13 protein-coding genes are annotated in these 12,853 nt (G+C 62.1%); 4 read left to right on the plus strand and 9 right to left on the minus strand.

The window, feature by feature from the left end; translation table 11 throughout:
* Window positions 1-21: 21 nt before the first annotated feature.
* The 4 genes from EHF33_RS16725 to EHF33_RS16740 are packed head-to-tail and all read left to right on the plus strand — an operon-like array spanning window position 22 to window position 4,200.
* Window positions 22-1,146 carry an STM4014 family protein gene (locus tag EHF33_RS16725; protein ID WP_124874302.1) on the plus strand — a complete coding sequence of 375 codons (1,125 nt, stop codon included), beginning with the start codon at window positions 22-24 and terminating at the stop codon, window positions 1,144-1,146.
* Window positions 1,146-1,955 carry an STM4013/SEN3800 family hydrolase gene (locus EHF33_RS16730; RefSeq protein WP_124874304.1) on the plus strand — a complete coding sequence of 270 codons (810 nt, stop codon included), beginning with the start codon at window positions 1,146-1,148 and terminating at the stop codon, window positions 1,953-1,955. The genes EHF33_RS16725 and EHF33_RS16730 overlap by 1 nt, the downstream gene beginning before the upstream one ends.
* Window positions 1,952-3,277 carry an STM4012 family radical SAM protein gene (locus EHF33_RS16735; protein WP_124874306.1) on the plus strand — a complete coding sequence of 442 codons (1,326 nt, stop codon included), beginning with the start codon at window positions 1,952-1,954 and terminating at the stop codon, window positions 3,275-3,277. The genes EHF33_RS16730 and EHF33_RS16735 overlap by 4 nt, the downstream gene beginning before the upstream one ends.
* An 11-nt stretch (window positions 3,278-3,288) precedes the next feature.
* Window positions 3,289-4,200 carry an STM4011 family radical SAM protein gene (locus EHF33_RS16740; RefSeq protein WP_241191409.1) on the plus strand — a complete coding sequence of 304 codons (912 nt, stop codon included), beginning with the start codon at window positions 3,289-3,291 and terminating at the stop codon, window positions 4,198-4,200.
* Here the strand turns inward: EHF33_RS16740 and EHF33_RS16745 are convergent.
* The 9 genes from EHF33_RS16745 to xdhC form a co-directional block, all read right to left on the minus strand.
* Complete coding sequence (locus EHF33_RS16745) at window positions 4,176-5,186, minus strand: DUF6745 domain-containing protein (protein WP_124874310.1); 1,011 nt, start codon at window positions 5,184-5,186, stop codon at window positions 4,176-4,178. The genes EHF33_RS16740 and EHF33_RS16745 overlap by 25 nt on opposite strands.
* On the minus strand, window positions 5,186-5,497 hold the full coding sequence (locus EHF33_RS16750; protein ID WP_124874312.1) for a hypothetical protein: 312 nt from the start codon (window positions 5,495-5,497) through the stop codon (window positions 5,186-5,188). The genes EHF33_RS16745 and EHF33_RS16750 overlap by 1 nt, the downstream gene beginning before the upstream one ends.
* Window positions 5,498-5,640: 143 nt before the next feature.
* The gene (locus EHF33_RS16755; RefSeq protein ID WP_124874314.1) at window positions 5,641-7,020 is read right to left on the minus strand and encodes a nucleobase:cation symporter-2 family protein; all 1,380 of its coding nucleotides are present in this window, start codon (window positions 7,018-7,020) and stop codon (window positions 5,641-5,643) included.
* A gap of 350 nt (window positions 7,021-7,370) precedes the next feature.
* Window positions 7,371-8,009, minus strand: coding sequence for a hypothetical protein (locus EHF33_RS16760; RefSeq protein ID WP_124874316.1), 639 nt, complete (start codon window positions 8,007-8,009; stop codon window positions 7,371-7,373).
* Window positions 8,006-8,773, minus strand: coding sequence for a hypothetical protein (locus EHF33_RS16765; protein ID WP_124874318.1), 768 nt, complete (start codon window positions 8,771-8,773; stop codon window positions 8,006-8,008). The genes EHF33_RS16760 and EHF33_RS16765 overlap by 4 nt, the downstream gene beginning before the upstream one ends.
* A 130-nt stretch (window positions 8,774-8,903) precedes the next feature.
* Window positions 8,904-9,113 (minus strand): hypothetical protein, encoded by a 210-nt coding sequence (locus EHF33_RS16770; protein WP_124874320.1) that lies wholly within the window; start codon window positions 9,111-9,113, stop codon window positions 8,904-8,906.
* A 2-nt stretch (window positions 9,114-9,115) separates the two neighbouring features.
* A complete protein-coding gene (locus EHF33_RS16775; protein ID WP_124874322.1) occupies window positions 9,116-10,519 on the minus strand; it encodes an NCS2 family permease in 1,404 nt (467 codons plus the stop codon).
* Window positions 10,520-10,645: 126 nt separating this feature from the next.
* Window positions 10,646-11,971: a guanine deaminase gene (gene guaD, locus EHF33_RS16780; protein WP_124874324.1), complete on the minus strand. Its 1,326-nt coding sequence runs from the start codon at window positions 11,969-11,971 to the stop codon at window positions 10,646-10,648.
* On the minus strand, window positions 11,968-12,825 hold the full coding sequence (gene xdhC / locus EHF33_RS16785; protein WP_124874326.1) for a xanthine dehydrogenase accessory protein XdhC: 858 nt from the start codon (window positions 12,823-12,825) through the stop codon (window positions 11,968-11,970). The genes guaD and xdhC overlap by 4 nt, the downstream gene beginning before the upstream one ends.
* Window positions 12,826-12,853: the final 28 nt, after the last annotated feature.

The following is a 12,853-nucleotide window of genomic DNA, read 5'->3' on the forward strand; positions in this document are numbered from 1 at the left end:
CGTTTTGACGACAGGTCTTCCGTGAATCCCCCGCCCCGTGACGTGCTGCTGATCGCCCTGCCGCAGGGCCGCCGCGCCCGCGCTTTTCAGGACAGCTTGCGCGGCCTCGGCTGGCCCCCAGCGCGGGTGATTTCGTATCTCGACTTGCTGGCGGGGCGGGTGAAGCTGGCAGATGAAGTGCGCCGAGGCAGCGTGGTGCGGTTTGAATCCACTGGTGAGGACATAGAAACCGAACTGGCCCTGATTGAGCTGGGCGGCGGCCAGCCCGCAGACCTCGCGGCGGGCGAACTGGCCGACTCAGCCGCTTGGTACGCGGGGTTCAGCGCCGTGCTGCGGCAGCTCGACGCCGATCTCAGCAGCGCCCCGCCGCACAGCCGAATGCACGTGACCGACCACATCCTGACCATGTTCGACAAGCCCGCCACCCACGCCCGTTTGCAAGCGGCGGGCGTGGCCGTGCCGGACGCGCTGCCGGAAGTCCATTCGTTGGATGAGTTGCTGGAAGCGGCTGGGCAGCGCGGCTGGTCGCGGGTGTTCGTCAAGCTGGCTTACGGCTCCAGCGCGTCGGGGGCGGTGGCCTTGCAGTGGCAGGGCAAACGGGTCAGCGCCGTGACCACCGTGCGGCGAGACAGCAGGCGGCTCTACAACTCGCGGTGGCTGGTGCGGCTCCATACTTGGGCAGAAGTGGCCGAGCTGATCGACGCTCTCGCCCCGCAGCGCCTGCACGTGGAGCGCTGGCTGCCCAAAGCCAACGTCGCCAAAACCGAGAACAGCGGCGGCGGCAGCATCGATCTGCGGGTGGTGGTCATCGGCGGGCGGGCGCAGCACACCTTGGTCAGGCAAGCGCAGGGGCCGATCACCAATTTGCATTTGGGCAACAAGCACGGTGGCAATCAGCGCGGCGACGTGGCTGCTCTGCTGGCGGCAGTGGGCGAGGAGCGCTGGGCAGCAGTGCAGCAAACCTGTCAAGCTGCCCTCACCGCCTTTCCCGGCGCTCTTTACGGCGGCGTGGACGTGCTGCTGACCCCGAATTGGAAGCGCCACGCGGTCTTGGAAGTCAACGCTTTTGGAGATTATCACCGGGGCGTTTTGGTGGACGGTCAAGACACTTACGCGGCGGAGCTGGCCGCACTGGGGCCGCTTTGATGCTGCCCGCCCGTGAGCTGATTGGAACATGTAACGTGGCACTTGTCACGCTGGACAGCCTGCGTTTTGACGTGGCCGTGCGGGCGCTCGAACTCGGGGAAACGCCGAACTTGGCAGCTCTCTTACCGGGCGGCGCTTGGGAAGAGCGGCACACCCCCGGCAGCTTTACCTACGCGGCTCACCACGCTTTTTTGTCGGGCTTCTTGCCGACGCCCGCGCGTCCGGGGCGGCATCCGCGCCTCTTTGCGGCCAGCTTTGAAGGCAGCCGCAGCACCTCGGCCCAGACCTTTACCTTCGACGAAGCGACGCTGCCCGCCGCTCTCTCGGCACGCGGCTACCGCACGCTCTGCGTCGGCGGGGTGGGCTTTTTTAATGGCCGCTCGGCGCTGGGCAGCGTCTTGCCGAATCTGTTTGATGAAGCGCACTGGTCGCCCGCCAGCGGCGTCAAAAATCCCGATTCGGCCTCGGTTCAGATGCACAAGGCGGCGGCGGCTTTGAGCGCCCAGCCACCCGAACGAAAAGTTTTTTTGCTGCTGAATGTGGCCGCCACCCACACGCCGACGCATTTTTATCTGGCGGGAGCAAAGCGAGACTCGCCGGAAAGTCAGCGGGCAGCTCTGAGAACGGTAGATGCGGCGCTGCCCATTTTGCTGGCAGCGCTGCAAGCACGCGGCGACACGCTGCTGATCGTGTGCGCCGATCACGGCACCTGCTTCGGAGACGACGGCTACTGGGGCCACCGACTGGCCCATCCGAAGGTGTGGACGGTGCCTTACGCTGAGACGTTGCTGCGGCAAACTAAAGCATGACCGCCGCCACTGCCTCCCTGCCTGATCTGCTCAGCGGCGGGCCTTACCAGAGCTACACCTACGCTTACCCGCACAAAACCGCTTACCGCCCGCTTGACCCGCCGATCAAACTCTCGGAGGCGTGGGCCACCCAAGACCGCTCGGCACTGTTTTTGTATCTGCACATTCCCTTCTGCGAAATGCGCTGCGGCTTTTGCAACCTGTTTACCACTGTGAACGCCCCACTGAGCTTGGAGCAGGGCTACCTCGCCGCGCTGGAACGCCAAGCCGAAGTGGTCAGCCGTGAGCTGGGCGGAGCCACTTTTTCGCAAGTCGCTCTCGGCGGCGGCACACCGACTTATCTGGAAGCAGGCGACTTGGAAAGGGTCTTCGGGGTGCTGGACAGACAGTTCGGCGTGGCGGGCCTACCGACCAGCGTGGAGACCTCGCCCGCCACCGCCACGCCGGATCGCCTGCGGGTACTGGCTGAAAGGGGCGTCAGCCGCGTCAGCATCGGCGTGCAGAGCTTTATAGAAGCTGAGGTTCGCAGCGTGGGCCGCGCCCAGCGCACAGCGGAAGTCCTGAGGGCGCTGGGCAACATCCGCGCCGCTGGCCTGAGCGGGCTGAACATCGACCTGATTTACGGCCTCGCCCATCAAACGCCGCAAACGTGGCTGGCCTCGCTGCAAGCCGCGCTGGAGTGGTCGCCGGAAGAACTGTTTTTGTACCCGCTGTACGTGCGCCCGCTGACCGGCATCGGACGGCTGGGCCGCACCTGGGACGACGAGCGGCTGGAACTCTACCAGTTGGGGCGCGAATTCCTGCTCTCCAACGGCTACACGCAGACTTCTATGCGCCGGTTTCAACGGGCCGATCTGCCACTGACATCCGAACCGGAATATACCTGTCAGCTTGACGGGATGGTGGGCCTCGGCTGCGGCGCTCGCTCGTACACACGGTCGCTGCACTATTCCAGCGAATACGCGGTGGGCGCGGTGGGGGTGCGCGAGATCATTGCCGATTACGTGGCGCGGCCCGCCGAATCGTTCGGCTTTATCACACACGGCATTCAGCTCAGCCCAGACGAACGGCGGCGCAGGTTCGCGCTGCAATCGCTGCTGCACTTTTCTGGACTGGACGCGGCGCTGTATGCCCGCGAGTTCGGCAGCGGGGCGCTGAGCGACTTTCCGCAGCTTGCCGAACTCTCAGAACTCGGCTTAGCAAACTGGCAAACGGGCCGGCTGATCCTCACCCCCGCCGGACTGGAGCAATCAGATGCGCTGGGGCCGTGGCTGTATTCGCCTGCCGTTCGTGCTTTGAGCGAGGAGTACCAGTGGAGGTAAGTCACCTCTCCGTGATTTACAGAGGCCCGCTTTCGAGTTGCAATTACGCTTGCCCGTATTGCCCCTTCGCCAAGCACACCGAGACGGCGGCAGAGCACGCGGCAGACGCGGCGGCGCTGGAACGCTTCGTCAGCTGGGCCGAAGCGCAACCGTTTGATCTGTCCGTCTTGTTCACGCCCTGGGGCGAAGCGCTGGTCAGGCCACGTTATCAGGCCGCCCTGACACGGCTCAGCCACGCGCCGCACATCCGGCAACTTGCCATTCAAACCAACTTGTCGGGTTCGCTGGCTTGGTTGAGCCACGCTGAGCGCAGCAAAATTGGGTTGTGGGCCACCTACCACCCGAATGAAGTCAAACGCGAGCGCTTTCTGGCCAAGTGTGCCGAGCTCGACACGTTGGGTGTGCACTACAGCGTCGGCGTGGTCGGCAAGAAAAGCCACTTTTCCGAAATAGAGACGCTGCGGGCCACTTTGCCGCCAGAAATTTATTTGTGGGTCAACGCTTTCAAGGTGGGGGAGGGCTACTATTCACCCACCGACTTGGCCCGCCTGAGCGCCGCCGATCCCCTGTTTGAAGTCAATACCCGCCGCTACCGCACACGCGGCCACGCTTGCGGCGCGGGCGAGAGCGTCATCAGCGTGGACGGCGACGGCACGGCCCGCCGTTGCCACTTTATCGAGCGGCCTCTGGGCAACATCTACGCTCAGGACGTGCGCGAGTTGCTGCGGCCCCGCCTATGCAGCCGCTCAAGCTGCGAATGCCACATCGGGTATGTGCATTTGCCGGAACTCGGCGCAGCGGATATTTACGGCGAAGGCTTGCTGGCCCGCATTCCCGATTCAGGCGTGTGGGCCGAGTCTGGGCGACTGGAAGCGTATCTGGCACGCGCTCAGCAGCTTCACGCTTCCACCGCTGGCCGATAAAGACTCGGCTCGTCAAAGCCCGCCAGCCACGCCGAGGCCGCCTGAGCTCGGGTAATGGTCGGCGGCACGCGCAGGGTGTAGCGCCTTCCTGTCGACGGGCAACTGACACACACCGCCACAAACGGCTCGTCTTCCGGCAACTCCACCCACACCAGCACCCGTTCGCCGCCCGCATCGGTATCACGGTCAAGGACTCGCGCCCCCACTTCGTCCAGAAAACGCTCGTAGCCGACCCGCTCCATCATCACGCGGCGCACTTCGGTGTTTGGCTCGGCCATGATTTCTGCGCCACTGATGGTTTCCGGCTCAAAGGCCAGCCGCTCGCTGATTCGCACGCCGCGCCAGCGCAAGGCGGGCCGCTGGGCTGGGAGAGCAGTCAGGCCGCTGCCCGCCACGTCCAGCCAGCCGCTGATTTTGAGGTGTGGCGGCAGCGCCGTAACGCCCCGGCAACCGGAAAGATCGAGTTGGGCCAGTTGGCTAAGCCAGCTCGGAAGACCGCGCAGGCTCAGGCAATCGCGGGCCAGCAGATGCCCGAAACTCACCTCGGCCTGCCGGGGCCAGTTGGCCAGCGCTTCACAGCGGCTCACGTTGAGAAAGCAGACGTTGAGGCCTTCCGGGAGCGTCTCCAGCGAGAGGCAATCTTGCAGGCTCAGCGAACCGACCGTCAGATTTTGGGGAAGATGTTGCAAGCGGGCGCAGCCGTCCAGTGTCAGCCGGAACTGCACCCGCAAGCTGGCCGGAACTTCACTGAGCGGCAGGTTTTTGGCGATCAACTCGCGGACTTGGAGGTGTTCGGGCAGGGCGCTCAGCTGGGTACCGCTGATATCGAGCGTGTCGCCGCTAAGGTGTTCGGGCAAGCGAAAATTCTTTTCGCCGGATAAATCCAAGCGCCCCCGGAAGCTGAGCGGGCCGCAGACTTGGCCGCTCAGAATCGCTTTCCTCGCCTGCGCCGCGCTGAGCGAACCTGTACCCAGACTGGCCAGCATCAGTCCAGCACCCGCCGAATGGCTTCGGGGCTGTATTCGCGCTGCATCCAGACTTTGTAGAGGCCGCGCGGCAAGGTGATGGTGGCATGTTCTTCGTGAATCAGCTCGGCGCTTTCGGCCAGCACCTGCGCGTAAGTGTCCGCACCGACGGTGTAGAGTTGCACGCTTGCCACGTCTCGGAAGCGGTGGCTGTGGCCGGTGACTTCGCCGCGTGCCAGCGTAACGCCGGGGCGGGGGTGGGCGGCAGGCAGATCGGAAACCCTCTGCTCGGAAACACTTTGAACCAGAACATCGCCATGACGGTAGAGCATCGGTTCCTCCTTAAGTCCATATCTTAATATCGTTATCTTGATTACGTCTATAACATAACAGATTGGAATGGAAATCACAAGAGGAGACGCGAAAATGCCGCCCTCTGAACTTCGGGCAGCATTTGAGTGGAGCGTGTTTAGCGTTAGTGAATGTCACCCACTTGCGGCGCGTGGGCGGCCACTTCCGCCGTGGACGACAAGCGCTCGCGGCCCGTGCTGAGCAGATTAAAGAGGATATTGAGCAAGATCGCCGATAAGCTGGCCGCCGTGATGCCACTGTCGAGAAACAAACGCGCTTGATCGGGAAGCTGGGCGTAAAAGTTCGGCACGGTAGACGGAATGACGCCCAGCGCGATGCTGATGGCCACGATAATCAAGTTGCGGTTGTCGGCCATGTTGACCTTGGCCAGCGTTTGAATGCCCGCCGCCGCCACGCTGCCGAACAGCACCAAGCCTGCGCCGCCCAGCACTGGAAGCGGAATGGCCGAGACCAGCGCACTGAGTTTGGGCAAAAAGCCCAGCATCATCAAAATCACGCCTGCCACCGCCACCACGAAGCGGCTCTTGATGCCGGTAAAGCGCACCAAGCCGACATTTTGGGCAAAGGCGGTGAAGGGGAAGGCGTTAAAGATCCCGCCCAGCGCGGTAGACAGCCCGTCGGCCCGCAGGCCATTGGCCACCGTTTTGGCGTCCACTTCTTTGCCAGCGACCTCGCCAATCGCCAGCAGATCGGCGGTGGTTTCTACCATCACGACCAGCATCACGATGATCATCGACAGCACCGGCACCAGGGCAAAGGTCGGCGTGCCGAAGTGAAACGGAACCGAGAAGCCGAACCAAGCCGCGTTCGCCACGCCGGAGAAGTCGGCTTTGCCCACGGCGGCAGCGATCACAGTGCCTATCACCAGACCCAGCAACACCGCTACCCGGCCCACGAAGCCGTGCCCGAAGCGGGTGATCAGCAGCACGATGAGGAGAGTAATGCCGGCCAGTGCGAGGTTACTGGGTGAACCGAAAGTCGGCAAACTCGGCACGCCGCCGCCCGCCCACTTGATCGCCACCGGCAACAGCGAAACGCCGATCATGGTAATGACGGTGCCGGCCACCACCGGCGGAAAAAAGCGCAGGAGGCGCGAGAAATACGGCGCGGCCAGCACCGTGAACAGCCCGCCCGCGATCACCGCGCCGAAAATCCCCGGCAGCCCCGCTTGCTTGCCGATCAAAATCATGGTGGCCACCGAGGCGAAGGTGGTGCCCTGCACGATCGGCAGCTTGGCCCCAAACACGCCGAAGCCGAGCGTCTGAATCAAAGTGGCGACGCCGCACATAAAAAAGCTAGCCCCAATAATCAGCACCACGTCGCTGCTGGGGAGTCCCAGGGCGCTGGCCAGCACAAGCGGCACCGCCACGATGCCCGCGTACATGCTCAGTACGTGTTGGAGGCCAAAAGCGATCATGTTCTGAGCCGGCAAAATTTCATCGACGGGGTGAACGGCGGACGGTGAACGAGCGATTTTGGTCATGACTAGGCCCCCCAGATCCCGCCAAGCTTGCGGGATAGAGCGAAACGCCACAGCGGCAATTTGCCACATACGGAATACTTAGTTGGCTAAATATTAAAGTGAGTTAAGCAGACATTAAGCCTTGTGTCAACTCTGCCGCGAAAGGATTAAGGTCAAATTCTAAAAATAAATTGACATTTTGGTGTGTCTGCCGTGACTTGAACCACCGGCAGCAAAAGGACAAGGGCCTACACAGACAGCAAAAAAGCCCCTGACCCGCCTCCCAGTTCAAAATTTTGGACTGGGTGCAGAGGCACTACGGCAGCAACAAAAAACCCCACCTCGCAGTGGGGCGTTCAAGCAGACTTGAATTACATACTGGTGAGGGGCGTGGGCTGGTGCAGTTCAAAGCGGCTCAGGCCGTTGGTTTCCAAGCTCCGGCGGTAGGTTTGGGTGTCCAGCGGTTTGTAGACGTAGTGGGCGGCGCGGCTCCAGCCCTGAGCGAAGTTCCACTTTTGAACCATATCGGGACTCAGGGTTTGAAACGTCACGTTCACGGCTTGGTCGGCGTAGACCACCCGGTCATGGCTGAGCAGCGGCAAACTCTCGCCGCCGTCGAGTGAGCCGTTGTTATTTTTGTCTTGCCACATCACCCAGTGCAGCAGCACCACTTTGGCGGTGGCGTCGCTGACCTTGATGTCAACCGCGTCAGCGGGCAGCGCCTCGCTGATCGGCACGGTGCGGCCCTTGTACCCGTCGCCGAGCGCCAGCGGATTGACGCTGGTGGAAGTGGCGTCTTCCTTGACGCTCACTTGGTACAAGCTGACATTGCCTTCAGTCAGCAAGCTCAGGAACACGGGCGCTCCTTTGGGCGCGGCGGGGTGGCGCACTTCGCTGGCGGTGGGCAGTTCGGGACGGCCTCCGGTGGCGGCGTTGCTCTGACTACAAGCACTCAGCAGGCTACCCAGCAGCAGCAGCGGCAAAGCAGAAGCGGCGTAAGTGGTTTTCATTTCTGGCTCCCGCCAAGCTGGGCGTTGGGCAAGCTCTGGCTGGTGTAAAAGGCGCTGGGGACGTGCATGTTGATCGCAATAGCCTGATCTTCGGCGGGAGCGCTGTTCATGCTGACCAAGTACTGACCCGGCGTGCTGGTCGGCTGCAAAACTTGGTGGCGCACCAATGACCAGCCTTTGTTGCGGCTGCCGCTCACCGCAGAATGGCCGTCTTCGCTGCCGTAACTGAAGGTCAAGGGGCTGCTGGCGTAGCTCACGATGTCGTGGGTCATATAAATCTCTTCGGCGTTGCTCGGCGAGCGGTTGCCGTCTTTGTCCTCGAAGATAACGAAGTAGACGTTGCAGGTCTTGGCCCCTTCCGGCGTGACTTTGATGTCCTTGATGCCGTCGGCTTCGCCTTTGGCAAAGGCCTGAGAGCAGTTGATTTTCTTGGCTTCTTTTTGACCGTAGACCGTGCCGTTCAGCAGGCCGTCGAGGCCGTACAAATTCAGCTGTACGGTGTTGCTTTGAGAGCCGCCCGGAGTGCCGTACCCGAGCGACTGGCTGTTGACCACACTGATGGCCCCGGTGTCGGCGTCAAAAGCGATGGCGGCGAGATAAGTGTTCCCCAAGTTGGCGGAAGCGGGCAGCGGCGGAAACTTGAAGGTCAAATTGAAGGCGGCGTAGGGCGGCGGCGGCGTTGGCCTCGGGCAAGCGGTGAGTAGAGAAATCAAACCCACACCAGCCAGAGCGCCCCTCACGGTGTTGCGTCGATGTAAATTCATATCAGCATTATCTTAGCTGAAAAATCGGAATAGTGATAGTGATAGCTAAATCTACGATGTATAAAAAACAAAACGGCGCGGGCCTATTTCCTCTACTGAGAACAGGCCCGCGCCGCGTGGGTGGTTGAGGTTACTTACTCTTTGGACTCAGATCGTAGACCCGCCCAGAGCCCTCCACGAGTTCAGCTTCCTGACCTTTTGCCGAGCGCAGTTTGGCCACAGCCGCGTGCAGAGCCGGATCAGCCGCAGCAGGAACTTGCAAGTGCAGTTCGTCCAGCCAAGTCAGTAAGGCCAGCACTTCGGGATGATTCAGCGTCACGCCGTTCATTTCATCCGTCATGTTTAACCCTCCGCCAGCCAGATGTAACGAATAATCAGCAGCGCCGCCACGCCGTACAAAATCGGACTGACTTTGCGGGCCTCGCCGCTGAGGCCTTTGACGAGGCAGTAGCTGATCACGCCGAGGCTGACGCCGTTGGCGATGCTGAAGGTCAGCGGCATCAAGATGATGGTGAGAAACGAGGGCAGCGCTTCGGACATGTCTTCCCAGTCCACGTGAATCACGCCTTCCATCATCATCGCGCCCACCAAAATCAGCGCCGGAGCGGTGGCGGCAGCCGGAATCGCGGCGGCCAGCGGCCAAATGAACATGCTCAGGAGGAACAGCACCCCGACGGTCACGGCCGTCAGGCCGGTGCGCCCGCCCGCGCCGATGCCGGAGGCCGACTCCACGTACGCGGTGGTGGTAGAGCTGCCCATGAACGCCCCGAACATCGCCGCCAAACCGTCCATCGCAAAAGTGCGGCGGGCGCGGGGCATATCGCCATTGGCATCCAGAAAGCCCGAGCGCTGGGCCAGGCCGGTCAAAGTGCCGGTGGCGTCGAAGAAGTCCACGAAGAAGAAAGTAAACACCACGCTGATGAGTCCTAAGCCGACCGCGCCACCGATGTCGAGTTGACCCACCAAGCCCGAAGGCCAGATTGGGGTGGCGAAGATGCCGAGGATCTTGCCTTCAAAACCGGGGAAGGCTTGCAGCGCACCTTTGGGGCCGCCCGCATACACTGGAGCGCGGCTGATGATGGCAATCACGGTGGTGATCAAAATGCCGTAGAGAATCGCGCCGGTTACTTTGCGCTTCAGCAGCACCGCCGAGATGATCAGGCCGATGAGCGCCACCCACACCGTCGGGTCAACCAAGCGGCCCATCGCCACGAAGGTGGCGGGGTTGGTGACGACAATGCCGGCATTTTTGAGGCCGAGGAAGGCCAAGAACGCCCCGATGCCCGCCGTGATCGCAAACTTGAGACTGAGCGGAATGGCCTTGACGATGGCCTGCCGAGCGCCCACAACGCTGAGCACCACAAACAGCACTCCCGAGATAAACACCGCGCCCAGCGCCGTTTGCCACGCAATGCCCTGAGTCAGCACCACGGTGTAGGCAAAAAAAGCGTTCAGTCCCATGCCCGGAGCCTGCGCGAACGGATAGCGGGCGATCAGCCCCATCACCAGCGAGCCGAAAGCGGCGGCGATGGCGGTGGTCATCAGGATTTGCACGAAGGCGTTGTCGATCTTGATGGCGCTGCTCAGCACCTGCGGATTGACGAACAGAATGTAGCTCATGGTCAGAAAGGTGGTGATTCCGGCGCGGATTTCCTGCCGGATGTTCGAGCCGGTTTTGGTGATCTCAAAATACCGGTCAAGAGCCGAAACGGGGGGCGAAACGGGAAGGTCGGAGGCTCGTGACATGGACTTCTCCTGTGGAGCAGTGCGGTTGGGCGGGAATGGGCGGCGGGCGGGCGAAGTGGGTTAAGGCAGAGGCGTTAGATGTGGGCCGTCACGAGACTGGGCGCGTGTCATTTAAGCGCTTACCATCTAGGCGCTGACCGGCTCGGCCTGTGCAGTTTCACGGCGGGTAAACACTTCTTTGCCCCCGATCCAGACGCGTTTGACATCGGCCTGTGTGCCGCCCGCGAAGAGGGAGGCGAGGGCGCGTTCGGTGCTGTGGGCGTTGTTGAGAACCGCCTGCATGGTCGAGCCTTCCGGCGGCTGAAAGAGGGAGGCGTCAAAGGCCTTGCCCGCACTGAAATCTCCGATTTGCCCGTCCATCTCCAGCGCTTCGGCTCCGGCGCGGGTGGCAAGGTAGAGCAGGTGAGACGGTTCAAGCGGAACGCCGCTGTCACCTAGAAGTTGCTGCATGAAGTACGCCTGCAAGCCTTCCTTGAGCATCGAGAAACCGGTGCCGCCGCCAACGTCGGTGCCGAGCGAGACGCGCACGCCCGCCGCGAGGTGGCGCTTGAGCGGGAAAAATCCGCTCCCCAGCGCCGAATTGCTGCACGGGCAGTGCGCCGAGGTGCAATTGTGCGTAGCCATTGCGCCCAGCTCACGGTCGGTCATGTGGACGTTGTGGGCCAGTACGCTGCGGCGGCCCAGCAGTCCAGCTTGCTCATAGGTGTCGATGTAGTCGCGGCTCTTTAAAAACAGTTGGCGCACCGTCTGCACTTCTTTCAGGTTCTCGTTGCTGTGCGAGGTGAAATGCACACCGGGAAATTCCTTCATCAGCGCCGCGCAGGCCTCCAAGATACCTTCCGAGGCCGACAGAGAAAAGCGCGGGGTGACGGCGTAGCGGTTCTCACCTTTGCCGTGCCACTTTTCGATCAGCGCCTTGCCTTCGCTGTAGGCCCGCTCGGGGGTGGTGTGAAGCTCTGGGCGCAGCATCCGGTCACTCACCACTTGGCCCGCCACGGTTCGCAAACCCACCTGCTCGGTTTCCTGAAACAAAGTATCCACTGCGCTGGCAAAGTGCGAGCCGAACACCAATGCGGTGGTGGTGCCGCTGCTGATCAGGCCCGACACGAACTCACGGGCCACGGTGGCGGCGTGGGCAGAATCACCGAAGCGGGCCTCCTCCGGCAGGGCGTACTTGTCCAGCCAGTCGAGAAGCGGCACGCCCAAGCCGCCGATGACGCGAACTTGCGGATAATGCACGTGGGTGTCAATGAAACCGGGCAGGAGCAGCCCGCCGCGCAGGTCTTCCACCGTCTCGGTGGGGTGCGCTGCCTTGAGATCAGCAAAACTGCCGCTCTCTCTAATTTGGCCGTTTTGCACCAGCAAGCCGCCGTCGTCTTCTATTTTGAGCGCGTCTGAATGGTGGAAGGGGTTGACTGGAGTGTGGAGAAAGGTGGCGCGGTATAAAGTCATGGAGTTCCTTTGGCAGCTGACGGCGGCTGGGTGCTGGGAAAAAGAGGTCGGCTCTGCGCCGCTTCCAGCACGGCCACCAACTGAGCCGCCACGCTGATGGCGATCACAGCGGGCGTTTTGCTTTTGATGTGGCTGAGGCCAACCGGGGAGGTGAGGCGCTGCAAATCTCCCTCGGTGTGGCCCACTGCTTTAAGCTGTTCTTGAAAACGGATCCATTTGACTTTGGAGCCGATTAGACCTATGAAGCCCAGTTCGGGCTGCCTCAGCGCCGCGTCACACAAAGCCGCGTCCTCGGCGTGGTCGTGGGTCATGATGACGAGGTGGCTTCCGGCAGGCAAATCGTAGAGGCTCATTTCGGGAATGGGCGAGTGGTGGACGTGGAGTTTGGCCGCGCCTCGCTCCAGCAGGGCCAAGCGCTCGGGCGTAAGTTGCGCTTCCCGTGAATCCACCAGATGCAAGTTAACCGGCAAGCGCGAGAGCATCATCCCGAGTTCTAAGCCCACGTGTCCGACCCCAAAAATGGCGATGTGCGGGCGTACGGTGGCCAGCGGTTCGAGCAGCAAAGTAACTTCGCCGCCGCAGCACTGACGGCCATACTCGTTGTTGGCGCTGTCGGTCAGGCGCAAGGTCAGCAGTTCGGGAGCCTGCACACCCGCTCTCATCAGGGCGCGGGCACGCTCGCAGGCCGCCATCTCCAGGTTGCCGCCGCCCACACTGTCCCAAATGGCATCTAAGCTGACCACCATCTTGGCCCCCGCCTCGCGTGGAGCGTGGCCCCGCACCGAAGCCACAGTCACGAGGACGCCGGGTTGGTTGGTCTGGGTCAGGTGGTTGAGGGCGGCTAACCAGTTCATTTGAGCTCCTTCTGGGACGCGGGATAGA

Origin of the sequence: Deinococcus psychrotolerans, assembly GCF_003860465.1 — a bacterium.
GTDB classification, from domain to species: Bacteria; Deinococcota; Deinococci; order Deinococcales; family Deinococcaceae; genus Deinococcus; species Deinococcus psychrotolerans.